General features: G+C 43.2%; 16 protein-coding genes. 2 read left to right on the forward strand and 14 right to left on the reverse strand.

The annotated features are described in order from the left end of the window. Positions 1 to 26 precede the first annotated feature (26 nt). Genes murG through mraZ form a run of 10 tightly spaced genes read right to left on the reverse strand, consistent with a single transcriptional unit; the run spans position 27 to position 11069 of the window. Entirely contained in the window at positions 27 to 1091 is a 1065-nt protein-coding gene (gene murG / locus BIW53_RS11405) for an undecaprenyldiphospho-muramoylpentapeptide beta-N-acetylglucosaminyltransferase (RefSeq protein ID WP_070992036.1), read from the reverse strand. Next, positions 1088 to 2275 (reverse strand): cell division protein FtsW, encoded by a 1188-nt coding sequence (gene ftsW / locus BIW53_RS11410; RefSeq protein WP_070992037.1) that lies wholly within the window; start codon positions 2273 to 2275, stop codon positions 1088 to 1090. The genes murG and ftsW overlap by 4 nt, the downstream gene beginning before the upstream one ends. Further along, the gene (gene murD, locus BIW53_RS11415) at positions 2269 to 3597 is read right to left on the reverse strand and encodes a UDP-N-acetylmuramoyl-L-alanine--D-glutamate ligase (protein ID WP_070992039.1); all 1329 of its coding nucleotides are present in this window, start codon (positions 3595 to 3597) and stop codon (positions 2269 to 2271) included. Before murD ends, ftsW begins: the two co-directional genes overlap by 7 nt. Next, on the reverse strand, positions 3597 to 4679 hold the full coding sequence (gene mraY, locus BIW53_RS11420) for a phospho-N-acetylmuramoyl-pentapeptide-transferase (protein WP_070992042.1): 1083 nt from the start codon (positions 4677 to 4679) through the stop codon (positions 3597 to 3599). The genes murD and mraY overlap by 1 nt, the downstream gene beginning before the upstream one ends. Next, a complete protein-coding gene (locus BIW53_RS11425) occupies positions 4673 to 6064 on the reverse strand; it encodes a UDP-N-acetylmuramoyl-tripeptide--D-alanyl-D-alanine ligase (RefSeq protein ID WP_070992044.1) in 1392 nt (463 codons plus the stop codon). Before BIW53_RS11425 ends, mraY begins: the two co-directional genes overlap by 7 nt. Next, positions 6061 to 7527, reverse strand: a complete 1467-nt coding sequence (locus tag BIW53_RS11430) for a UDP-N-acetylmuramoyl-L-alanyl-D-glutamate--2,6-diaminopimelate ligase (protein ID WP_070992046.1) — start codon at positions 7525 to 7527, stop codon at positions 6061 to 6063. Before BIW53_RS11430 ends, BIW53_RS11425 begins: the two co-directional genes overlap by 4 nt. Beyond that, complete coding sequence (locus BIW53_RS11435) at positions 7517 to 9331, reverse strand: penicillin-binding transpeptidase domain-containing protein (RefSeq protein ID WP_070992048.1); 1815 nt, start codon at positions 9329 to 9331, stop codon at positions 7517 to 7519. Before BIW53_RS11435 ends, BIW53_RS11430 begins: the two co-directional genes overlap by 11 nt. Further along, a complete protein-coding gene (gene ftsL / locus BIW53_RS11440) occupies positions 9328 to 9651 on the reverse strand; it encodes a cell division protein FtsL (protein WP_070992050.1) in 324 nt (107 codons plus the stop codon). Before ftsL ends, BIW53_RS11435 begins: the two co-directional genes overlap by 4 nt. Then, complete coding sequence (gene rsmH / locus BIW53_RS11445) at positions 9651 to 10586, reverse strand: 16S rRNA (cytosine(1402)-N(4))-methyltransferase RsmH (protein ID WP_070992051.1); 936 nt, start codon at positions 10584 to 10586, stop codon at positions 9651 to 9653. The genes ftsL and rsmH overlap by 1 nt, the downstream gene beginning before the upstream one ends. A gap of 24 nt (positions 10587 to 10610) precedes the next feature. After that, positions 10611 to 11069: a division/cell wall cluster transcriptional repressor MraZ gene (gene mraZ / locus BIW53_RS11450; protein ID WP_070992053.1), complete on the reverse strand. Its 459-nt coding sequence runs from the start codon at positions 11067 to 11069 to the stop codon at positions 10611 to 10613. A 470-nt stretch (positions 11070 to 11539) separates the two neighbouring features. Here mraZ and BIW53_RS11455 point away from each other — a divergent pair, with 470 nt between their 5' ends. Next, positions 11540 to 14509, forward strand: coding sequence for an EAL domain-containing protein (locus BIW53_RS11455; protein WP_245699398.1), 2970 nt, complete (start codon positions 11540 to 11542; stop codon positions 14507 to 14509). 60 nt (positions 14510 to 14569) lie between these two features. Here the strand turns inward: BIW53_RS11455 and BIW53_RS11460 are convergent, their stop codons facing one another. The 3 genes from BIW53_RS11460 to BIW53_RS11470 all read right to left on the reverse strand — a co-directional run bounded on the left by BIW53_RS11460 (position 14570) and on the right by BIW53_RS11470 (position 19138). Then, a complete protein-coding gene (locus tag BIW53_RS11460; RefSeq protein WP_070992055.1) occupies positions 14570 to 16228 on the reverse strand; it encodes an alkaline phosphatase in 1659 nt (552 codons plus the stop codon). 229 nt (positions 16229 to 16457) lie between these two features. After that, on the reverse strand, positions 16458 to 17654 hold the full coding sequence (locus BIW53_RS11465; RefSeq protein WP_070992057.1) for a cation:proton antiporter: 1197 nt from the start codon (positions 17652 to 17654) through the stop codon (positions 16458 to 16460). Positions 17655 to 17761: 107 nt separating this feature from the next. Then, positions 17762 to 19138, reverse strand: a complete 1377-nt coding sequence (locus BIW53_RS11470; RefSeq protein ID WP_070992058.1) for a DEAD/DEAH box helicase — start codon at positions 19136 to 19138, stop codon at positions 17762 to 17764. 323 nt (positions 19139 to 19461) lie between these two features. On the opposite strand from BIW53_RS11470, the gene BIW53_RS11475 reads away from it, so the two are divergent. After that, positions 19462 to 22005 carry an Ig-like domain-containing protein gene (locus BIW53_RS11475; RefSeq protein ID WP_084228139.1) on the forward strand — a complete coding sequence of 848 codons (2544 nt, stop codon included), beginning with the start codon at positions 19462 to 19464 and terminating at the stop codon, positions 22003 to 22005. A gap of 448 nt (positions 22006 to 22453) precedes the next feature. On the opposite strand, the gene BIW53_RS11480 is transcribed toward BIW53_RS11475, so the two are convergent. Further along, positions 22454 to 26545, reverse strand: a complete 4092-nt coding sequence (locus tag BIW53_RS11480) for a response regulator (protein ID WP_070992060.1) — start codon at positions 26543 to 26545, stop codon at positions 22454 to 22456. Positions 26546 to 26641: the final 96 nt, after the last annotated feature.

Genomic DNA, 26641 nt, shown 5'->3' on the forward strand with positions numbered 1-26641 from the left:
ACTCTTTAGTATCAATAAGTTCAAATTCAGGAGCTTAATTGCTCACATACTTTTGCCACTGCTGAAGTGGCATCTAATTTTGCTAGTTGCTTAGCGCGTATTGCCAGCTGTTCAATTTGCTCAGGCTGCTGTACAAACGGTAATAACAATGCACAAAGCGACTCTACGCAGAGCTCACTTTGCGGTAGCAGTAATGCCGCTTGTTGATCCACCAAATATGCAGCATTAGCTGTTTGATGGTCATCCACCGCGTGAGGATAAGGCACAAATAACGCCATTTTCCCTGCTGCAGCGACTTCACTGACGGTCAATGCACCCGCACGGCAAATGACAATATCAGCCCACTCATAGGCCGCATCCATATCATCAATAAACTCAGCAACCGAAGCGTCTATATTCTCTTGAGCATACAGCTTTACCAACTGTTCACTGTGGCCTTTACCGCTTTGATGCCTGATAGCCAAAGGAAGTGCGGCACTAGTAACGAGCTGCGCAAACACAGCAGGCAACATTTCGTTAAAAATTTTGGCACCGAGTGACCCGCCGACCACTAAGCAATTGATTTGCTTCGATACTGCTTTAGGGTTCAAGTTTGCCACCGCATGACGGACCGGGTTACCCACAATTTGCGCTTTGTTTGGTGCAAAAGCAGTTGGGAAAGCCGCCAACACCTTATCTGCTATTTTCGACAGTAACCTATTGCTCAGACCAGCCACAGCATTTTGCTCATGGATCAGCAAAGGTGTTCCCGTCAGTTTTGCAGCAATCCCAACAGGGCCCGTGACATATCCGCCCATAGCTAGTATCACATCTGGTCGGCGCTGTTTAATCACCCGCAGAGCAGACAAAATCGCTTTGATCACCATAAAAGGAGCTTTAATAAGACGCTTTATGCCGTTTCCACGTAACCCCTGTACCTTTATAAAATCAATCTCAAAACCATTATTTGGCACCACCTGGGCTTCCATACGGTCTTCTGTACCAATCCAAGTAACTTCCCAGCCTTGAGCTTTTAATTCATTGCCAACCGCAACGCCTGGAAATATATGTCCTCCGGTCCCGCCTGCCGCAACCAGTAAACGCTTACTCATCGTTTACCTCCTCGAGAACCACTTCTCGACGTTGCTTGTTTGCTCGCCATCTTGGTTTCAAAATCCACGCGTTGTAATACTCCCGCAGCAACTATCATCACCAATAAACTGGAACCACCATAGGAAACAAAAGGTAACGTTAATCCTTTGGTTGGCAAAATACCGGCACTGGCACCAATGTTCACCATGGTTTGAAACGCAAACCAAATACCAATCGCCAGTGCAAAATAGCCTTCATATTCTTTGCCTGCCTTGAGCGCTTTTTGACCTATCAACAATGCCCTAAACACTAAGGTGCTCAGCAACAGGATAATACTTACCACGCCGACAAAACCGAGCTCTTCCGCTATGACTGCAAAAATAAAATCATTATGCGCTTCAGGAAGGTACTGCAATTTTTGCACGCTGTTGCCCAAACCTTGACCAAACCATCCACCCTGTCCATACGCCATAAGTGATTGCACTAACTGATACCCTTTACCGAAAGGGTCGTCCCAAGGCTCCAAGAAGCCAACAACTCGGGCCATTCGATAGGGCTCAAAAATAATCAGTAATACCACTAATAAAATACCGGTGAGAATTAGGGCAAAGAACTGCCATAACTTGGCACCAGCTAAAAATAATAACCCCACAGTAGTTACAAACATAACCACTACGGTGCCTAAGTCTGGTTGCATCAAGATTAAAAATGCATATACAGAAAATACCGCGATAGGCTTAGCAAAGCCTTTTAAGTTCTCTTGTACTTCTTCCCGTTTACGTACCAGATAGCCCGCGATATAGCTAAAGAAAAAAAGCTTCGCTAACTCAGCGGCTTGAATGCCCACAGGCCCTACAGGGATCCAACGTTTAGAGCCATTTACTTCACGGCCTATCAACAGTACCAACACCAGCAAGCCTAATCCAAAAAGCAGCAGATAGGGGTTGCATCGTTTCCACCACGTCATTGGTGCACTGGTACTGATCCAAAACAACACAAATCCCATACACAAAAACGCCGCGTGGCGAATTGTAATGTGGTATGGATTATTAAATAACCTTTCTGCCACCGGCATTGATGCACTGGTTACCATCACAAACCCTACTCCCAACAAGCACAACATGGCATACAGCAAAGGAATGTCGTATAGCGCATTAGACTGCTTAAGTTGAAAGTTTAGGCTCAGTTGTGACAGTGCTAGCATCTCGTCACCTCTTCAACTAGACGGCAAAACTCTTCACCTCGAGCCATATAATTCGGATACATGTCGATACTGGCGCACGCAGGTGCAAGTAAAATACAGTCACCATTGCAGGCGATTGCTTGTGCTTGTTTAACCGCATCTTCTAATGTTGCAACTAAATGGCTGTTACGGTGTAAAGATAAAAACAACGAGCCATCTTTACCAAAGCCATATATCGCTTTGCAATATTTGCTCATAGGCTCAATCAGTGGAGTAAGATCGGCACCTTTTGCATCCCCACCAACAATCAGAATAAGCTTACCTTCACTAGTTGCTAAGCTTTCCAAAGCTGCAACCGTCGCACCGACATTTGTAGCCTTTGAATCGTTAAAATACTTAATGCCATGATAATCAGCGACAAGTTGGCAACGGTGTGCAAGCCCCATAAATTTGCTAAAAGTCTGTTCAAATGCACTAAGCGGCAACGAGAATGGCGCGAGCAAAGCCATAACAGCCAACGCATTGAATTGATTATGCTTACCCTGTAGCTTCATACACGAGACTGGTAGCAACGCTTTGCCATGTGCCGCAAAATAGCTCTCACCATCGTGCGTTACAAGCTGGTAGTCGGCATTATCCAGTGCGACACTTACACCTTGCTGACGGTTATTAAATGTATTTTCGTCTTTGGCATTGAATACCAAATGATCTGTATGCTGATAAATGCGCTGTTTAGCTTCACAATATGCCGAAAAGTCTGGATAGCGGTCCATATGATCTTCGGTAATATTCAAAATCATTGCGCTGGCACATTTTAAGCTATGGGTGGTCTCTAGCTGAAAACTAGATAGCTCAAGCACAAATACATCAAAATCTTGGCCTAATAGATCAAGCGCAGCAGTACCAATATTGCCACCCAACCCGACTTTCATTCCAGCTTCACTTAGAACTTGAGATGCTAACGTCACAACAGTGGATTTGCCGTTAGAGCCCGTTACCGCAACAACAGGCTTATCATTTAGACGTGCAAATAGTTCTATATCACCTATCACCTCAACACCATCGGCAATCGCTTGCGCTACAGTAGCTTCATATAAAGCGATCCCTGGACTGATAATTATCATGTCTGCACTTGATAGGCCAGCCTCAGCCAAGGGGCCAAACACCGCTTCACAGTCAGGCTCGTTATCGGCAAGCCACTGTGCCCCTGGAGGCACAGGGCGGCTATCCACTATCCGTGGGACAATGTTATGGGACAGCAAAAAGCGTACAATGCCCAAACCAGTTACACCCAGCCCAAGCACCGTAATCTTTTTATTTCTTATGGCATTTAAATACTGCATTACCTAATCTTCAACGTAGCTAGCCCAGCTAGAACCAAAACAATAGAAATAATCCAGAAGCGCACAATCACGCGCGGCTCTGGCCATCCTTTTAATTCATAGTGATGGTGTATAGGTGCCATGCGGAATATTCTCTGCCCGCGCAACTTGTAAGAACCAACTTGCAGGATCACCGATAAGGCTTCCATCACAAATACGCCACCCATGATCATCAATACCAGCTCTTGACGAACCAAAATAGCGATAATACCCAATGCTCCACCTAACGCGAGAGAACCAACATCTCCCATAAACACTTGCGCCGGATAAGTGTTAAACCATAAAAACCCAAGCCCTGCACCGACAATCGCAGTACAGACCACGACTAATTCACTGGCCAAGGGGATATGTGGAATGTGTAAGTAATTTGAGAAATTAACATTACCTGTTAAATACGCGATGATTGCCAGCGCTGACGCCACCAAAATAGTCGGCACAATTGCCAATCCATCTAGGCCATCGGTAAGATTCACTGCGTTAGATGTGCCCACAATAACAAAATAACACATCACTAAATAGAACAACCCCAGCTGCGGCATGACTTCTTTTAGAAATGGCACCACTAAAGTGGTTTCTGCCGCTGAATGAGAAGTAAAATACATAAAGCTTGCAACCGAAATCGCAATCACAGACTGCCAAAAATATTTCCACCTAGCGATCAGACCTTTACTGTCTTTGCGGATCACTTTGCGATAGTCATCAACAAAACCTACGATCCCTAGACTTCCAACCACAAATAAGGTCACCCAGACGTATTTATTATCCAAATCTCCCCACAATAGGGTGCTGGTAAAAATAGCTGCCAATATCAATAAACCGCCCATGGTCGGAGTCCCTGACTTCGACAAATGAGATTGTGGACCGTCATCACGTACCGTTTGACCTATTTGCATTTTTTGCAAAGCCACAATCAACTTCGGGCCAAAATATAAAGAAATGAATAGAGCTGTTAAAATCCCCAGAATCGCTCTTAGCGTCAAGTATGAAAAGACGTTAAAGCCACTGTAATACTGAGTTAAATATTCTGCTAACCAAACTAACATGCTGAGGCCCCATCAGTGCCTGAGTTATGGTCACTGCCTACTAAATCTTTGACTAATAATTCCATACGTGAGCTTCGAGAGCCCTTAACCAACACAGTACATACCCCGTCCTGCGTTTTTAATGTTTGTTGTAATGCCTCTAATAAATGCTCTCTTGTTGAGAAGTGTCGCTCAGGCTGGGCGAACACATCGCTGCTATAGCGACTCAGCACACCCAATGAATACAATGCATCCACTCCCTGTTGCTGCGCATATTCTCCAACTTCTTGATGATATTCACGCGCTTGTTCACCAAGCTCTCCCATATCTCCAAGCGCCAAAATACGGTATCCAGGCATCTGCATCAGTAGGTCGATAGCTGCTTTTACCGAACGAACATTAGCGTTATAGGTGTCATCTATGACATTGAGCTTGTCTGACGCTTTAATTAGATTTACGCGCCCTTTAACAGGAGCCATGCTCTCAAGCGCCGCAGCAACATCACCTAATGTAGCCCCCAACTCAGTAGTTAAAGCTGCAGCAATAACGGCATTAGTGACATTGTGCTCACCAGGTAGGGCCAATTGTACGGGGACCTTTTCAGAATCAGTACAAAGTAAAAAGCTGGCATGGGCGGTGTCATTCAAGTGAACACCTTCCGCCCAGATATCTAAGTTTTGCTGACGAGAGAAACGTTTAGTTGTCACGTCATGTAAACCCTCTCGCCACATATCAACAAATTCACAGTCGCAATTTAGAACAGCAACACCACCTGATTTTAATCCAGAAAAGATCTCTCCTTTCGCTATGCCAACACCTTCAATAGAACCAAACCCTTCAATATGTGCAGGGGCAACGTTGCATACAACAGCAACATCTGGACTAGTAAGTGACGTGGTGTAGGCGATTTCACCTATGTGGTTTGCTCCTAGCTCAATAACAGCAAACTCATCGTCTTCACAAAGACGAATTAAAGTCAGTGGTACACCAATATCGTTATTAAAGTTACCTTTTGTTGCCAACACCTTACCTTTACGCGCTAAAATAGCTGCGCACATTTCTTTAACGGTCGTTTTACCAACACTGCCGGTTATTGCTATGGTTTTAGGTGCGACACGCTCAATAACTGCTTTGCCAATTTTCCCTAATGCTAAACGCGTATCTGGCACAACTAACTGCGTGATATCACAGGCAACAGGGGTGTCGACAATCGCTGCTATTGCTCCTCTTTTTCTCGCTTGTTCAACAAAATTGTGACCATCAAAGTTTGGTCCTCTAAGTGCGAGAAATACTTCATTATTATTGATGGTTCGGGTATCTGTGTTGACATTGGCAATCGCCAAATTTTCCCCACTTAAGGGAGTATCAAGTACCGCTGCAAGCCAAGCCAAATCTACTTTGATCATGCACTTTTCTCCCGTAAAACTGCTTCTACATAACGTCTGTCACAAAAAGGCAGACGTTGGTCTCCTATGATTTGATAATCTTCATGCCCTTTACCCGCGATAAGCACTACACCGTCTATCGGTGCATGCTCAATGGCATAACGGATGGCCTCAGCCCTATCAACTTTGCACACAGCATACTGCGGATTGCTGAGTCCAGCCTTAACATCATCAATTATTTTTTGGGGGTCTTCACTGCGTGGATTGTCGCTAGTTATTACTAATTGATCGGCATGACGCTCTACAGCCTGTGCCATTAAAGGCCGTTTGCCTTTATCTCTATCACCACCACAACCAAACACACACATCACGTTGCCAGGTACATGTTGTTGCAAGGCTTGTAACGCTAACTCCAACGCTTCGGGTGTATGTGCATAATCCACAATACAGATCGGTTTATCGTCCGCACGAAACGCTTGCATGCGCCCTGCGACAGGTTCGAGCTTCTGTGAAGCAGCCAGTAACTGCTCAAATTCAAACCCTTGTGTCAACAAAGTTGCGATCGCCGCCACTAAATTATAAACGTTAAATAAACCATACAGTGGCGCACGTAACTTGCCCTCACCCCAGCTACTGCTGATCTTAACCTCAAAACCTAACGCATCACACGTTACACCATCAAACCATACGAAGTTTTTAAAAGCATGATTTTCAGGCTTTTTCCCGTATACAACTAGATTGTTGAATGAGTATTTATCTAGCCACTGCTTGGCATATTCGTCATCGGCATTAAGTACGCTAAATTCTGGTTTGTGATGTTGGAATAAGGATAACTTGGCTTGTGCATAGCTTGTCATGTCTGTGTGATAGTCCAAGTGGTCTCGCGAAAGGTTGGTAAATACCGCCACATCAAAGGCTGTTTCATCCAATCGACCTTGTACTAAGCCATGAGAAGATACTTCCATCGCTACCAGCTCATTACTCTGACCAAGCTGCGCTAAGATGCGTTGCAAATCTACATTTGAAGGTGTGGTATTGGCCAGTGGCGTCAACGCATCGGGTTGACCGTAACCCAAAGTCCCGATAATTGCAGATGGGTGAGCACAATGTTTTGCCAAGTTGGCTATCATGGTGGTCGTTGTAGATTTACCATTGGTGCCTGTTACCCCAATCGTGCACATCTGCTTACTCGGATATTGATAAAACTTTGCAGCGATACGGGCGATATGACTGCTAAGATCTGGCACACGAATAAGTCGCTGCTCAGCAACGTTGACGTCACAGCTTTCATCTATTATCACGCACACAGCACCACGTTCAAAAGCTGACGGGATATAATCTTCACCGTTTTGATGGTGACCTCGCAATGCAATAAATGCATCACCTTCATTTACCTGTCGGCTATCCAATCGCAAGTGCGCCACCACAATGCTTGCGCATTGTACATTGAAAGAGCTCAACACTTGGCTAATATCACGACTCATTACCTGGCTCCGAAATGTAAGCTACACGCTCTTTGTCTGGCGCAACATTTAAAATACGTAACGCATTGGACATGATCTCAGCGAAGGCTGGGCCCGATGTATGGCCACCATAATACACATCACCACCGGGTTCATTTACCATCACAACGACTGCTAGGCGAGGGTCGCTTACCGGTGCTATGCCCGCAAAATACCCAACATATTCATCTCCATAACCGCCTGCAATCGCTTTTTTTGAAGTCCCTGTTTTACCAGCTGCACGATAACCATCCACTTTGACGTTTTCCGCAGTGCCGCCTCTTTCAAACACCGATTCCATCATCTCAACCACCGCACGTACATCTTCTTGTGCAAAAATACGCTCTCCCTCGGGTGGGCTTTTTTGCTTTAAAATTGTCAATGGACGTAGCATTCCGCCAGAGCCAAATACGGAATACAAACGCGCTATCTGAGCTGTACTCGCTGATACCGCATAACCATAAGCTAATGTCGCAATTTCAAAATCTGACCAGCGTCGATTAGGATAAAATAGACCACTACTTTCACCAACCATCATGGTGCCAGTGTCTTCACCAAAACCCACTTTTTGGTACAGCCCAACCATATAATCTTTGGGCAGCATCTGACTGATTTTCGCCACCCCCATGTTGCTGGATATCTTCAATATTTCACGTAAAGTCATTTCGCCATTATTACGTGTATCTTGCACTAGACTGCCACCTAGACGCATCCAACCTGGATAGGTATCAATAGTGTCTTGTGCATCTATGGCGCCATAATCAAGACCAGCCAGTACAGCCAGCGGTTTTAAAGTTGAACCTGGTTCAAATAAATCGGTAATAGCACGGTTTCTTCGTTTGTAAGGAGCCGCATCACTCATATCATTGGGGTTAAAGCTTGGGCTGTTTACCATTGCCAACACTTCCCCAGTTTTTACATCAACTACCATCGCCGACCCAGAGGTGGCTTTATAACTAAGCACAGCACTTTTTAATGCACGATAAGCGATAGCTTGAATACGCAAATCAATACTCAGCTCAATATTCTCAGGCTCTACACGTTGTTCTTCAGAAAGTACCTGCACTTCTCGGCCCTGCGCATCCTTACGGATTGTGCGCCTGCCTTCTGCACCAGTCAGCGCAGTTTCAAATAAGCGTTCAACGCCTTCAATTCCTTTACCATCAATATTGGTAAACCCAAGTATGTGAGCGGTCACTTCGCCACTTGGGTAAAAACGCTTTGACTCATCCAGTAAGTGGATACCAGGAAGCCTAAGCTGGCGAATATAATTAGCAACAGCGGGTGTTACCTGACGCTTTAAGTAAACAAAACGCCTGCTTGGGTCGTTACGTAAACGAGAGTCTACTTCCGAAGTTTTAATTTGGAGTACATCTGCCAATTCTCGCCAACGCAATTCATTCTCATACCACTGCTGTTTACGACGTACCATTTCTTGTTCGTTATCTGCCAGTGCTTTGTAGTCTTCACCACTTTTACGGGCAGCTTTTAACACTTTTTGTGCGATAGATTTGTCCAGCGCTAATGGGTCCGCATACACACTAACCACAGGCACACTCACAGCCAGCTCTTTTCCATTTCGGTCAAAAATCATACCACGCTGAACTTTGAGTTTTTCTACCCTTACCGTGCGTTTTGCGTTCTCTTCGCGCGCTTTATCCGGCTCAATCACCTGTAAATATGCAGCACGAGCTACTAACGTAAGAAATACCAAAACCAATAAACAACATACCAAAGCAAAACGCCAGGTGATTAGGCTCGTGACTACTTTCCCTCTATTGTTCACTGTAACACCACCACTTGTTCATCTTTACTGGTTGGACGCTTCATATTAAGTTGGGTTTTCGCTATTTCTTCAATGCGCGCGTGCTGTGAATAAAACTCTTCTTCAACGAGTAGATAACGCCACTCCAAGTCCAATTCATCTCGTTGTTGCAATAATTCATCCTGACTGATCAACTGTGCTCTGGTTAGGTGTGTCACCTGAACAACAGCCAAAGCGGTAACAAAAATAGATAGCAGCAAAAATAGGGTCAACTTGTTAGCAAGTAGCCCTTGAATAATCTCAACGAATAGTTTTGGCTGTCTGTCTATATGCTTACTCATTACAGTTTTTCCGCCACCCTTAACACTGAGCTTCTTGCTCTTGGGTTTTCTGCAACTTCTTTTGCACTTGGTTTAATGGCTTTGCCCACTGCCTTTAACGTCAGGTTTTGTTTAAGTTGTGCATCCGTTAAAGGCAGACCTCTGGGCATCACCTCTCCCTTACTCTGCTTCTTGATGAACTGTTTCACTATCCTGTCTTCCAAAGAGTGAAACGAGATCACCACCAAACGTCCTCCGGGCTTTAAGACCTCTAAAGACGCTTGTAATGCGGTCTGAATTTCTTCTAATTCACTGTTGATGTAAATACGAATCGCCTGAAAAGTACGTGTTGCGGGATGCTTGTGTTTGTCTTTAACCGGTACAGCCTCATCGACCAACTCAGCAAGTTGCTTAGTCGTTGTGATAGGGGTATGAACGCGCGTTTCTACAATTTTATGCGCAATGCGGCGACCAAACTTCTCTTCACCGTACTTTTTAATCACAAACGTGATATCTTCCATATCAGCTTCAGCAAGCCACTGCGCAGCGCTGCGACCCGAAGTTGGATCCATACGCATATCCAAAGGACCATCATGCATAAAACTAAAGCCACGCTGTGCGTCATCTAACTGAGGTGAAGACACACCTATATCAAGCAAAATACCATCAACTTTACCCAATAGGCCTGCTTGCTCGGCAACCTCTTTGATATTTGAAAAGCGTGAGTGTGCTATCGAAAAACGGCTATCATCAGCAAATTTTTTCGCTGCTTCTATGGCTTGCGGATCCTGATCAATGGCCTGAAGGCGACCGTGTTCACCCAAACGTGACAAAATTTGCCCTGAATGACCACCTCGACCAAATGTGCCATCGATGTATATGCCTTGTGGATTGATTGCAAGTGCGTCTAGCGTTTCTGCCATCAATACCGACACATGTTGAAATTGCGCCGTCATGCTCAAATTTTGCCTTACTTTCTGTTACAGCGAGAAATTATCAAGTTCTGGAGAAGGCTCAAACTCACCACCTCGCTCAAGCTCAGTGTCAAGCTGCATCTGTTGATGCCAGCGATCTTCGTCCCAGATCTCAAACTTGTTCAACAGCCCCACTAGCATAATCTTCTTACTTAACCCTGCATGAGTTCGTAATGAAGGTGCCAGCAAAATACGACCGTTTTTATCTAATTGATATTCAGTAGCGTGGCCCAGTAACATACGCTGTAAACGTCTTGCCCTGGGATTCATATTGGATAGTTTTTGTAAGCGAGCTTCGATTTCATACCATTCGCTCATGGGGTACAACCATAAACATGGTTCGTTAATAGCAATAGTGCAGATCAGTGCGCCCTGTTCTTCTGACAGCAGTTGTTGACGGTACTTCGTTGGTACCGCAAAACGCCCTTTGTCATCTAAGCTCAGCGAGCTTGCACCTTTGAACATTAAAAAACCAACCTCAACCTGCCTAGTACTCAAGATCCAATTTGATCCACTAAAAACCACTTTTTACCACAATACTACAGTCTAGGGCTTGACAGCACTTTATGTCAAGCAAATATAGGGTTCTATATGGCTTTTGAGACCAGAAAAAATGCGGGTTTCGCGAAAGTCTATGAATTCGGTGGAAAAATGTGGGAACAATGAAAAACTACGACTTCCTAACAGAAAAATTACAGGATTTTAGCAGCAGTGATAATAAATAATTCTATAAAAACTGAGCAAAAATACGCCCTTTAGCACAGTTCAGTTAGCTAATAATTAATAAAAAACTCCCAATTACTTGGCGATGTAGCTCACAGTTTAGTATTATGCGTTGTTGTTTTATCTGCACGCTAGGTGTGATTATTTCCAATTTATCAATACCAAAACGCTTTTATCGTTTGCTATTTCTGATTTGTATCCCTGGTTTGTTAGTGATACTAGCTCAATTACTCGATGAACGTTCCGAAATACTAGAACAAAGTGAGCATCACGCGCTGCTGCTTGCTCAGCATATTGTTGCAGTGCAAAGTACAGAAATTAATAACACAAAGGCGTTATTGCTTAAGCTCTCTCAACAGCCTGCAATGCGTGAGTTCGAGTATGGTCAATGCCCGACGCTTCTGGATCATGCACAGATCTTGTCTGCTGACATTGCCAATATGGGTATAGTCGCATTGGATGGTCATGTGCTGTGCTCGCTACAAACTGGCACACGTCCAATTAACATCAGCGATAGGGATTATTTTCAAACCGTTCTCTCATCTAAGCAATTTGCGATCGGTCATTATCAACAAGACCGCTCTGTTCATCGCGCAACCGTCAATTTTGCCATGCCAGTATTTGATGAAGCTGGGTTGCTGAAAAGCGTTCTAGTTGCTGTTAAACCCCTAGACAAATGGAGCCTAGCACTCGCTAAGCTGCCGCTACCACAAAATAGTCAAGTTATGCTCAGCGATGCAAACCACAATATTATTGCGCACTCTCCATTTAATAGAGATTTACTCGGTACCCGCAGTGATGATTACTGGCCAAAGATAAATCCAAATCAAGCACAGATTTTGGAAGATAGTAACGGCCATAGACGTATTTACTTTACTCTACCACTGACTCAAGACAACGTTCCTAACCCACTAACAGTTCATGTTTCATTACCTTTTGAGCAAGCAATCGCGCAGGCAAATAAAGAAGTAGCTATCACTTTACTACTATTTTTTCTCGCCATTGCTTTACTTATTTGGCAAGCGCACTGGAATCTACAACGTGTTATTTTAAGGCCTTTACAAAATCTCGTTGACGCAATTGAAGAACTTTCACAAGGATTGCCCGTGCGTTGGTCACAAAAATCACAAACACCTGAATTTAATGCCATTGCCTTGAGGTTTGAACAAATGGCCAATATTCGCTTGAATATTGAATCTGCACTGTCACATAAGCACGCAGAACTGAGCGCGTTACTTGAGTCCATGCCTGACAGCTATTTGAGACTTAACAAGCAAGGTAAAATCTTAATGCGCCATGGTACCTTCGCTAAACGTGCACAACCATTAGAACAGATATTTCCTGAGCATATCTACAAACGCTTGATCAGCGAATTATCAAAATTGAGCGAACACACGCATTGCCAATTAGAATTCTCAATACTTAAAAAGCAAGTCAGGCATGTATATGAATGTCGTTTGAGCCCTATTATTCACCACCAACAAGCCATTTTAGTGATCCGTGATATCAGTCAACGTAAAAAACAAGAAGAAGCCATCAATCTTGCCGCTTTGGTTTATAACAACAGTAGTGAAGGTATGGTGATAACCGATGCCAACGGCTACATTCTCGATACCAACCCTGCATTTAGTCAAGTGACGGGCTTTAAGCGCTCGGAAGTGATCGGTAAAACAACGGCCATTTTAGCTTCTGGAAAACATGAAGAGGCTTTTTATGAACAGATGTGGCAACAACTAGACAAAAATGGCAACTGGCAGGGCGAGATAATCAACCGCCGTAAAAACGGAGAGCTTTACACCGAGTGGTTGACCATTAACAGTGTGTATAACGCTAATAAAGAGCCCTATCGCCGAGTCGCAATTTTTACCGACATCACCGAAAAGAAAAAACAGGATGAATTGATCTGGCGACAAGCACACTATGATCAACTTACCGAGCTTGCTAATAGAACACAGCTCAAGCGTCACCTCAAAAGTCGCCTTGGACAAAGCAAACAAGCATTAGCAATTTTATTGCTTGATTTGGACCACTTTAAAGATATAAACGATACCCTAGGGCATTTTTATGGCGACCAACTCTTAACCGAAGTTGCTAATCGACTCACCCAACTTAGTCCACTATGCAGCCTAATTTCGCGCATTGGCGGCGATGAATTTGTGTTAGTCACCCACTATTTAGATGATGATGCACTCGCTGAACTAGCGGATAAAGTGTTACAACAACTACAACCAAATATCAATATTGGTAATGAGTCTTGTCATATTAGCGCAAGCATAGGCATTGCCCGAGCCCCGAAAGATGGTAATAGCAGCGAACACTTACTAAAAGCGGCTGATCAAGCAATGTATCAAGCCAAGCAGCAAGGACGTAGCGGCTATGCATTCTTCAGTAATGACATGCGCGAACAAGCTGAACATCGTATGAAACTGCTCAAAGACTTGCGTATCGCTCAGCAACATCAGCAGTTTTGTCTTTATTACCAGCCCATAGTTAATCTCAACACCCTGAGCATAGAGAAGGCTGAAGCGTTGATCCGCTGGCAACACCCACAAAAAGGCTTGATCAGCCCCGATGTATTTATTCCTTTAGCCGAAGAGACGCAGTTGATCCATAAAATTGGCGAGCTAATCTTTGATTCTGCTTGCAACACTTTATGCAAAATTAAGGAGTTAGGTGAACAGCTACAACTAAGTATTAACGTCTCTCCTGTACAGTTTACATCAAAGCATTGCTACTTGAGCCAATGGCATACACAGTTAAAACAACGTCATTTAGCACCTAGTGACATTGTGATTGAGATCACTGAAGGTTTAATGATGAATGCTCAACCAAGAACACAAAAGCGACTCAACACACTGACCGCACAAGGCTTCTCATTGGCGTTAGATGACTTCGGAACAGGCTACTCATCGCTGGCTTATCTCAAGCAAATGGATACTGATTACATTAAGATAGATAAACGTTTTGTCGATGGTATAGCAGACAACAAAGATGATTTAGCACTGTGTGAAGCCATGATCATGATGGCGCATCAGCTAGGCTTACAAGTCATCGCAGAAGGTATTGAAACGCAAGCACAACACCAGCTATTACTACAAGCTGGATGCGATTTTGGACAAGGCTATTACTACGCTAAACCCATGCCAGAAGAGGATTTATTAGCATTAATATCGAATGATTAACAACAAAAAAGCCACCAAATGGTGGCTACGACTCAAGGTCTAAGGGAACTGCTTGCTAAATTACTCTTGGCTAAGTCCAAGTGCCATCATCATTTTCTGACCTATATCAACATGGTGCTGCATAGTAGAAAACTGCTTGGTAACACCTTCTGGACCAAATGCGTACACAGGCACAGGTGCTGCCGTATGAGTACCGGTTCCCCAAACTACGTTTTGCTGTGTCGCGAGCACTCGACCCACTTTAGCCGTAAAATCTTCTGTGTCGTAAACATAGAAATCTGAAAAATCATCAAACTTAGGCAGTGGATAACCATCGCTGTTAAAGCCATTTACAGCATTTACTTTCGCCGCTTGCTCATAAGTAATCGTGTAAGGTGTATATTTCTCAATTGCATCTTTCCACTGCTGATCCGTTGCATTTGAGTAGTCATAGTTGCCATTTACTTCACCGATAACATCATAGAAGGTGCCAGTCTGAGAATATAAAGTATCTAATACCTCTAAACCGCCAAAATTGAACTTAGGCTTGTAGTCTTTGCCTCTCATGCCATCGCCAGGTAATGTTACAGGGTCCGGCGTGTTGTGGTTAGAATAGCTGAAGCCGAAGCTACCTGTTTCATGGTCCGCAGTAACAACCACTAATGTGTCATTACGATCTTTCACCCACTCATATACTGCCTCTACTGCTTCATCAAACTTTAATAGTTCGTTGAGCATCCAACCAGCATCATTCGCATGACCCGCCCAGTCAATTTGACCGCCTTCGATCATTAAGAAGAAACCATCTTCATCTTTGGATAAAATATCTAGTGCTTTGAGCGTCATTTCTTTTAATGAAGGCTCAGTACAGCTGTTATCCGCTTTACAAGCTTTGTAAGCGATACCATCCGCCATGCCTGAGTTGGCAAATAAGCCCAGTAATTTATTAGCATCACTATTGGCTAGCTGTGTTTTATCAAATGCCAGAGTGTAACCGTGTTGCTCTTTTGCTTCTAAGACAATATTGCGATCATCACTGCGTTTTGATTTTTTATAAACACTTTCAGGCGCGCCAAGATCAGCCATCGCTTTCCTGTCTGCTTCATCCGTTTTGATGTCTGAAGGAACAAATACACGTGCACCACCAGAGAGCATCACATCAACCATTCCGCTTTCAACCATCTGCACAGCTATTTCAGCTTCATAAGAACGATGAGGTTGATGTGCCGCGAACGCAGCAGGAGTTGCGTGAGTCAAACGTGTGTCAGATATTAAACCAGTCGCTTTACCTGCTTTTTTGGCTTTTTCTAAAATAGTCTCTACGATATTACCTTGCTCGTCCAAACCAATCATTTCAGAGCCTGCAGCAAGCCCCGTTGCAAGTTGCGTTGCAGAACAAGCAGAATCGGTAACAAGCTTACCATTGGCCCCATGTGGTGCATTTAAAGACAATCCTAAATGGCCATTGTTTGCCAGCTTAGAAAGTGCCGTTTGATTACCACGACCGTTGTACATTGAATTAGGTGCGCGACGCGCATATTCTTCAAGTAAACCAACTTGTTGAGGGCCCATACCATCACCAATCATCAGGATGACATTTTTTACAGAAGTAACAGTGGGAACTGGTACTTCTTTAATCACTTCAACCTCTTTGATAACCTCTACTGTTTTAGTCTCGTCGTCATTACACGCGGTTAATAAAACAGCCGATATGGCTACTGCCAGCAATTTCTTATTCATTGTGTCTTTCCTGTAACGTGAGCGCTCAATTGCCAAAATCGCAACTGATTAAATTGCGGCTTAGTGTAAGGACTGATAATGACTTTTTGATTGCAGCAATATGACAATTTGAGTGCAAACTCTAAACTTGAAATATACAAAGAAAATAAATTATTTTTATTTTTCATGTAGTTATTTTATAGTCATCTGGAAGAGTATTTAATAAATCGAAATAAAAAACCCGTTATTCCTACTTAACGCTCTTTTGAAAAAAACGCAATGCGATGGGCCGAGTACTGATCCCATGCAAAAATACACTGAGCAGTATGGTATATGCAGCCACTTCGGCAATAAGTTCTGTTCCTTCTATATTGGCCTGTAACAGCATGAGCGTAAGTACCACCGATGCCAGCCCCTTTGGTCCAAACCAGGCTAGTGTCAATTTGGACCAGATATTGACCTTAGCGGGTAATAAGCTAACTAATACTGGTACAATTCGGATCACGCTGACCGCCAGTAACGCATACAGCCACGCAAACTGATGCGCGTTAAGTAGCACAATTTGACTGACAACCACACCAAACAGCACCCATATCAACAAGGTTGCAAAGTCAGCAATGTGTTCACCATCTTCTATTAGTCGCTCTTTAAAACTATGCTGGTAGAATCGGTCAAATAACAAACCACTGACGAATACCGCAATAAAGCCACTGCCGTTTAGCAGCTCTGTGCATGAAAATATGGCAATGGCAATGCCGATAAATAGAAATGGACTGGAATTTAGAGCAAACATATGTCTTTTATGTGCCGCCGAAATTGCAATGATTGCCAGCCACGTTAATAATCCTGAAACCCACAGCGCAATACCAACTTCTTTACCAAACAAACCCAATAACTCAAACCAACTCGCGTCAATCTGCCCCGCTACCACCGCTAGCAAAAAAACAAAAACGGGAATACATAAACCATCATTTAAGCCACTTTCAATATTAATGGCTTCTCTTAAATTTGCAGGAACATTCTTTTTAGTAATAAACCCTTTGCACAAAGCCGCATCGGTTGGACTGATGATCACCGCCAACAAAGCCGCTTGTAACCACGGTAGCGCCAGCAACCAATGCGCCAGTAGAGTGCCAAAGAGCATGGTCAAAGGCAACGCCACTATCAGCATTAACAAAGGAAGTTGATAGGAGTGAAATAATACCCGTAAACGCGTTCTTGCCGCATCACTGAACAGTACAATAGCCAGTGTGATCTCTATGATAGGCAGCAATAAAGCGCTATCTTGAATTTGAAAGTGCCACGCATCAGCGAACCACCAACCAAGAATACAACCTAAAGATACAAACCAAATCGGTCCTGTTAGCTCTGCCCGGTTTAATTGTCGAACACTAATTGAATAAATAAAAATAGCAATACCAATGCAAGCCAGTGCGTAATCAGCCATGTTATTCCCTTACACTTAGCCAGAGTAAACAGAAAAAACCGTCATCAAATGACGGTTTAGTCAATCACTTTAGCATGAGCTAAACTGGCGAATAACACAATGTGTGTTTATATCTTGGTCGGTTTTGGCTTAAAGCGACGGCGTTTTGGTTTGGCATTAGTTGGATTGTCAATCGCTGAACGAACTCTTTGTTGCTGTGCCTTACCTGCGCTATTCGGTTTACTTTTTTTCGTAGCAGGATTTTGTTGACGCTTGTTAGCATCCACAGGCTGATGTTCCTGATGTGGCTTTGCCTTTTTAGGCTTTTTAGCTTTAACCGGACGTGTATCCAGTGCTTTTTCTGGCACTGGGTGAGTTGGTTCAAACCCAGGTTCCTGTGCACGAGGGATCAACGCACCAATAAAACGCTCTATACCATATAAATCAGCAGCATCATCCAAAGTAGCAAAGGAGACTGCTACACCATCGCTACCCGCTCTTCCTGTGCGGCCAATACGGTGTACATAATCTTCATAAATATTAGGTAAATCATAGTTCACAACGTGAGGGAGCTCAGCAATATCTAAACCACGCGCCACAATATCCGTTGCCACAAGAACTGTGATCTCACCAGTTTTAAAGCCATTTAATGCCTTTACTCGCGCCGCCTGAGATTTGTTACCATGTATTGCAGCACCAGTGATCTTATCTCGCTCTAACTGTGTCACCAAACGGTTGGCGCCATGCTTGGTACGACAAAATACCAACACCTGCTGCCAATTTTTACTACGGATCAAATGACTCAGTAATTTCGTTTTCTGAGCCTTATCGATGCCGTACACAAACTGTGTAACAGTCTTCGATGCAGCGTTTTTAGGCGTAACCGAAATCTCAATAGGATCAATAATTAAACCTTTCGCCAGCGCCTGTATTGGCTCTGAGAAAGTGGCAGAAAACAGTAAGTTTTGGCGCGTCTTTGGCAGATACTTGATAATCTTTTTAATATCATGGATGAACCCCATATCGAGCATACGGTCTGCTTCATCCAACACCAAAGTGCGTAATTGATTAAATTTAACCGCATTTTGGTTGTATAAATCTAACAGTCGCCCTGGTGTGGCAATTAAAATATCAACCCCTTTTCGCAGTTGCATCATTTGCGGATTGATCTTAACGCCCCCATAAACGACAGCGGAGCGCAATCGCGTCCCCTGACTATATGCCTCTACGTTCTCAGCAATTTGTAACGCAAGCTCACGCGTAGGAGCTAACACCAACGCCAAAGCTTGATTGGCATGAGGGCGCGGCTGATGTAATAGCTGTTCAATAATCGGAAGGGTGAAGGCAGCTGTTTTACCAGTCCCCGTTTGCGCCGCAGCCATAACATCTTTTCCAGATAATACAGCAGGGATCCCCTGAGCCTGAATTGGTGTTGGTGTGGTATAGCCTTTTTCGGTAATGCAGTGAACAATTTCGGGAGATAAACCCAAGTCAGAAAATGTCATTTAAACTCTCATGTGTTGGGGCTTATCTTCAACAATTAAGATAGGATTACAACAGTGGCATAAGCCCGAGTGAATGAACGCGCTTAACGTACCTTTACTCAGCCAACTGTACTTACTTAAGCCAATAAAAGCTTCATCAACTCATGAGTAAGAAATCAAGTATAACAGATACCAACTGTTTACCCACCATTGTAGAGCGTATATCAACACATTATGCTCAAAACCTCACACCTTATAACTAAATCACAATTGATTAACATGTACCTAGGTTATATGCTGAAATTTGCTTTGAGCAAAATTAATACAACTGTAAAGGAAAAATCATGAACCTAAACAAAAGAAAGATGCTGCATGTATTGCTGGGCTTATCCGCCCTACCATTACATGTTTTTGCTTACAACTGTGATGGTCTAAGTACTTGGTCAACGAGCGAAGTTTATGTAAAAGGTGATCTTGTCAGACAACAAAATACTGCATTTGAAGCTCAGTGGTGGACAAGATCTGAATCACCTATAAACAATTCAACTCCTTATTCCGTTTGGAAATCACTCGGTCAATGTAGCGCTAATCAAACCCCCAATATCACGTTAACCAGCCCTACTGACGGCACTACTTTACCTGTAAATGACAGCGCTGTTTTTAGTGCTCAAGCAAGTGATAACGATGGACACGTGGTGCAAGTGGAATTCTTCATTAACGATCAATCCATTGGCGTTGATAGTGACGAGCCGTATCAAATCAACTGGCAGACCGTTGTAGGTGAATATCAAGTAAGCGCAGTGGTAACTGATGATCAGGGCGCTACGAAAAGGAGTGACACCGCCGTGCTATTCGTGCGAGACGGGATGCCAAACTTGCCGCCAACGATTGAGTTACTTACCCCAGCAAACAACAGTCAATACAAAACAGGTGAGGTCATTAAGATCAGTGCTGATGCACAAGATAGAGATGGCCAAATCAAAGAAGTCAGCTTTTGGCTAAATAACACTTTATTGGCCAAAGATACGGATGCACCTTATGAACACGAATGGGTAGCTGGTGTTGGTGAACAACAAATTAAAGTGATTGCTACGGATGATTTAGATGCCACAGCAAGTGCGCAAGCCATGATCACAGTCACCGGCTCTAGCTCTGGTGGCTGCGCTAACATTCCAGCGTATCAAGCTGGCGGTCCATATAGTGCTGGTGACTTTGTATCTCATAACAACCATAAATATCGCTGCGATATCGGCCCTTGGTGTAGCTCAACCGCGTTGTGGGCTTATGAGCCAGGAGTGGGCCAACACTGGCAGGAAGCTTGGACCGACCAAGGCATTTGTGCCATCAGACCAGAGGTTAGTTTCATCAGCCCTGCACCAAATAGCACGTTATTACAGGGCAACCAATATGAAATCAGCGTAAGCGCTAACGATGCCGATGGTCAAGTAGAACAGGTTGATATTTATGCCAACAATACCCTGCTTGCAAGCCTAACCCAAGCCCCTTACAACATAAATTGGCAAGCCCAACAACTAGGCACAATATCACTTAAAGCCTTGGCTATCGATAATGAAGGCCATCAAAGCACAAGTGAACAGATAGTCAGTGTGACTGATCAACCACTCGTTGCGAATATCTCCGCCCCAACTGCTGGAGCACAGTTAACCTTAGGCAATACGGTTGAGCTTAAAGCCAGTGCCTCAGCTTTACTTGGAGAAGTAACCCAAGTGAGCTTCTTAGTTGATGGCGTTGTTGTTGCAACCGATTCCACCACACCTTATTCTGCACCATACACTCCTGCGAGTTTAGGCAATAAAACCATTGTTGCGCTCGCAAAAGACAGTTTGGGTAACGAAGCCAGCAGTGAAGGTGTCAGCATTAAAGTGATCGAAAAGCCACTGGGCAAAACGCACAAACTCATCGGCTATTGGCACAACTTTGTTAATCCCGCTGGCTGTCCATTACCGCTTAACCAAATGTCTGATGCTTGGGATATCATAGACATTGCTTTTGCTGATAATGATAGAAATTCAAATGGCACAGTACACTTCAACCTGTTTGAAAAAGATATTCACTCGAATTGTCCGCCAATAGATCCTCTGCAATTCAAGCAAGATATGCGCAACCTGCAAGCTCAAGGAAAGGTATTTGTGTTAAGTCTGGGTGGCGCAGAAGGTACTATTACTCTCAATACCGACACCGATGAAGCAAACTTTATTGCCAGCCTCACAGCGATTATTAATGAATGGGGCTTTGACGGATTAGACATTGACCTAGAAAGCGGCTCGAACCTAGTCCATGGCTCGCAAATTCAGGCTCGCTTACCCAGAGCCCTAAAGCAGATCGAGCAAAATATTGGTGGCGATATGGTGTTAACCATGGCACCCGAACACCCTTATGTGCACGGAGGAATGATTGCCTACTCTGGTATTTGGGGAGCTTACATTCCACTGATCAATGAACTTCGCGACACGCTAGATCTGTTGCATGTACAGCTATACAACAATGGCGGTTTACCAAATCCGTATGAACCAGGCAGTGCTCCTGAGGGGTCAATCAACATGATGGTCGCACATGCGAAGATGCTGGTAGAAGGGTTTGAGTTAGCCAATGGTACACGCTTTATGCCTCTGCGTGATGATCAAGTAGCGATTGGTTTACCTTCAGGCCCAAAATCAGCAAATTCAGGTCAAGCTCCCATAGCGAATATTACCGCCGCATTGGATTGCTTAATAAAAGGAGTCAGCTGTTCAAGTATCGTACCGAGTAAACTCTATCCAAACTTTGGTGGGGTGATGACCTGGTCTATCAACTGGGATAAATACGATGGCTATAATTTCTCAAAACCCATTGGCGATAAGTTAACCCAGCTAAATCAAGAACAGTAAGCGCTTCTCAAGCATGTTCTTAAAATAATACAAGTGCATATTAGAGTAACTTTTTGGCTCTAATATGCCTTGCTTAATAAACTACATATTCACGCCCAATGTGTCCATATAAGCCCTGCGAACCTATAGCTATCTGTGGATTAGTCGGCGGAGCACTTAACCGCGAGTATTTTTATTCAGCTCGGTAACTATTTTCTAATCCCAAACTTAAGCCAGCAACGGTGCAATGCTGTAACTCACAGTGCCCGTTGGATTACTGAGTTTGACCGGAGAATGAACAATATGAATTTCACAATACTTGTCTTTGCCTAAACGCTGTCTATGACGGACTACGTTGGCTAGTTAATTCAAAGGATGACAAAAAATAAAGTCACGAAATCATTATTTTCTGGTAAATATCACGCCGATTACGCAGACAATATAGGCAACACCCAGCCATCTAAATAAACTAATTGTCGAGTTGTTGCTTTTTCATCTCAAGCATTTCTTTTTCATATATTTTTGCGCTCTTACCAAACTCTAGCTTAAAGCAATGGCTAAAGTATGTCACAGATGCAAATCCGACATCCTCAGCAATTTGTTGTATTTGCTTACCTTTACCTAGTAAAGTGAGCGCTTTATGTAAACGATATTTTCTCAAATATTCAGTGAAGTTGTGATCAAGTAATGCTGACAACTTTCTATTTAGCTGTCGCTCACTCATCGCCAATAGTTCGGCTGCTTGACTTCGATTAAATGCCTCGTGCTGATAGTTATGCTCTATAATTTTTGCAAATCTATCTATGAACTTACTGTCTCTTTGGCCAATTTCTACAGAAGCCTTTCCTGCGGAAAAGTTCAGGTCTAGTAAGTTCTTGGCAAACTTCTTTTTCAGCTTGTCTCGTATCGACAATAAACGGGTTAAACGAGTGTTTAGCTCCTGATGATGGAAAGGTTTAGGAATGTAATCATCGACATTTCGTTTCCAGCCCTCAATTCTACTTTGCATATCTCCTTTGGCTGTCAGCATTATGATAGGTATATGACTAGTTACTTCGCTTTCTCGTAGCTTTTCAACCGTGGTGTAGCCGTCTATATCTGGCATCATGACATCACACAGAATCAGATCCGGTACTATTTCAGTGGCTACTTCTAGTCCTTTTTTACCACCTTGCGCTAACAAGCATGAAAACTCACTACTGAGTACGCTTTCAAGGTAATTCAACATTTCGATATTATCATCAATGACTAACACGATTTTGCGGTCTGAATTGGCGGTTCCAGTAACATACTCACTATATGCATCACTTTTATTAACGAGTAAAGGCACACTATCGGATGTGTGTGGTACAGAATAAAACCGGCTATTTGATGACGTACTAATGACCGTTTCAGTAGGAAACTTTAAGATGAAAGAAGCGCCTTTGCCAGGCTCACTTTCAATTATTATAGAGCCACCATTTGCATGTATAAGCTCTTTGACGAGCGCCAAACCAATACCTGTGCCCACCTCATAATCAACATGCTGATCATTAACTCGCATAAAGGGTTCAAAGACTAATGCTTGATCTTTGAGAGAAATACCCATACCTGTATCTGATACGATCATCTCTATTCCATCATGAGTCAAACGTGTTTCAATCGTTATCTTGCCGCCCGCCGGCGTATATTTTGTGGCATTAGAGATTAGGTTAAGCATTATTTTATCGAGTGAGTCACGAACGAGCTCCAGTTCACCATCAAAGGTCGATTTATATTCAAGAGACTGTGACTTTTCTTCGATTGTAGACTGAAAAGAAGCAATGATAATTACAATGCTCTGGTTAAGGTCATAGTGCTGTTTTTCGACCTGGCTAGGCGAGTCTATTTTGGCCAACTCCAGTAGTTGTTCAACCATATAAAGTAGCCTTTGTGCATTTTTTTTGACTAACGAAATTTGCGTTCTAACATTCGAGTCGGTAAGGGTGTCTTGCAATTTTTCTATTGGTCCGAGTATTAGTGTCAGCGGTGTTCTAAATTCGTGAGATACGTTAGCAAACAGCTGCTTTTTGGTATTAAACAGTGCTTCTATCGTTTGGTTTCGCTCTTCTAATTCAGCGGTTCTTTCACGAATACCAGCTTCAAGTGCTTTGGTTCGTATAGTCAAAACTTTCGTTCGAATATGAATCGTGCCGTATAAAATCAATAACAAAAGCAACACGTAGATCGCATAGGCTTGCCAAGTCTTCCATATGGGTGGTGTAATTTGGATAACGAGAGGCTGACTTACGCTGACAAGCTGACCTTGTAGATTTTCAGACTTAGCCTGAAATATATAACGCCCTTCAGGTAGTGTTGTGTAGGTTGCAACATTATTACGTCCTGTGGTGTACACCCAATCTTCATCAAGCCCCTCTAGTCTATAAGCATGTTTGAGCGACGCATCCATGTAATTTAAGTTGTTAAATGAAAAGGAAAAAAAGTAGTCTTCATGTGACAGTGTCAGCCTCTCCGTCGCATGAATTGCTGTATCTAAAGGGGATGATGGGTCTTGGTTTTTCAATGCCACAGCTTGATTTTTGATTTTAAAATCAGTTAAGACTGTGGGAGTGTCTAACGACGTTGCAGATAAGGCTTTCGGATGTATTTTAACAATGCTATTTATCGCCGCAAATAATAGCCCAGAATCTTCAGTAAAGACCGATGAGGATCGCATAAAGGTCTCTACGTTCAAGCCATCACTAGAGGTAAATACTTCTGTTGTGTGATCGGTTTTAGAGTACCGGATAAGGTTACGTTGTGAGCTGAACCACAAGTTATCATCAGCATCTTCTGAAATACTTTGAAATTCTCTATTACTTATGTGCGTAGGCAGTTGCACAAAACTAAGTTTTTTTGTTTTATATGAGTACTTTAGTAAGCCAACTTCAAAAATACTGAACCATACATCGCCTTGGCTGTCTTTAAAATGAGAGTTAATTCTGCCAATTCCTGAGACATTGTTGGATGGGTCTACTCGGGTATAGAGCCTGGTATGGGGCTGATAACGGAAAATACCATCATTTGTCCCTAATAGTAGCGAGCCATCATTCAATGCTGACAAACTAATTACATCGATATCAGTGACGTGAGGTTCAAACTGTCCGTTCTTCTCATCATATTTAAGTAGCTGACCACTCTTACCGGGGATGTGCGCTGCGTATGTACCAACCCATAGCTCACCATCAATATCCTTTTCGATTCCAAGCACCACTCCGCCCTGTAATCCCTTACCAGTCCCGGGTTTAAAGTGAGTGTACGTGTTGTTATTAGGTTCATACTTAATCAGGTCATTTCCCCTGAAAAACGACAGCCAAATGTTATTTTTACCATCAATGATTAGATTTGATATCTCATCGGGTGCACTAAAAACAGTCTTTGCTTCAGAGGTTAAGTGTGTATTTGTCACCAGTAATTCATTATTACAACTGAACCAAAGTTCATCACGGATACGCAGCGATAGCCCCCTGATATAACATAGCTCATTAAGTGAGTGCTCAAGGTGTGTAAAAGATAGGCTTGAAAACCTTAATTGATAGATGGCGTCATTTGAAGCGAACCACATATTACCGTTTTGGTCCTCAAAGCTATCGTAAACTTGCAATTGGTTGAGAGATTTATCTGTGGAGAGCTTTGCACTCATAACGCTCGCGACCTTTGATTTCGGGTCAATTTTATATAGATCCTGTTCCCAGGTCCCTGCCCATATCTCTGCGCTCTTATTCACGTTTAAACTACTAATGGATTTTTTCTCAATCCCCTTCACGCTGATAAAAGACTGCTTTTGTTCGTCAAAGTACTGGATGCCATTAAATGTACCTATCCAGATCGTTCCGTTTTGATCTTCAACGACATGAGTTACATTTGAGCTGTTTATCTGATTGGCCGTGTTATTTATCCCACTATAATGATGCATGAGGTTATTCTTAGATTCCCACATGTATAACCCGCTACCAAACGTCGTGATCCATAATCTAGATTTGCTGTCCATTAGTACATTTTTACTATTAAGGTCGCGTGGTAACTTTTCTTCTAATATTGGGTTAACCACGATGGTTTCCGTTATCAGATCTAATTGAGCTATCCCTTCAGAGGTAGCTATCCATAAAACACTTCCGGAGATGGTTAATTGGGCCAATGAATTGGTGGGTAGTCGCTTAGAAAGATCAACAGAGTTTTGGGTATACCTCTTTATCTCCTGAGTCTCTAAATTAAGCTTGTACAATCCATGTTCTAAAGTGGTTATCCACATTGCTTTGTTATAAAACTTAATGTCAAAAACATCAGGAGTTTGCGGTAGTGGGTGATGTAAAAAGTGTGTGCCATCATACCTAAATAACCCTGCGGCAGAAGTAAACCAAATAAAGCCTGAATTATCCTGTTCAATGTTTCTCACATTTCCAAAAACTAAGCTTTCTGTAGGCTGTATTTTATGAAACAACGGGCCCGAAACTTCAAACTGCGTGCTTGGTTCTGACGCAAATACATAGCTTGATTGGACAAGGCAGCATATTAGGACAAAAGCGATATGGGCAATATTCATGGACTCCACACTTAATTTTACTTGAATATGTACAATTTGCTCCTTGAGCCTAAGCACGGTTCAAATACAGCATTCATTATAAAAAACACAACAAAA

Source organism: Pseudoalteromonas byunsanensis (assembly GCF_001854475.1).
Taxonomy (GTDB): domain Bacteria; phylum Pseudomonadota; class Gammaproteobacteria; order Enterobacterales; family Alteromonadaceae; genus Pseudoalteromonas; species Pseudoalteromonas byunsanensis.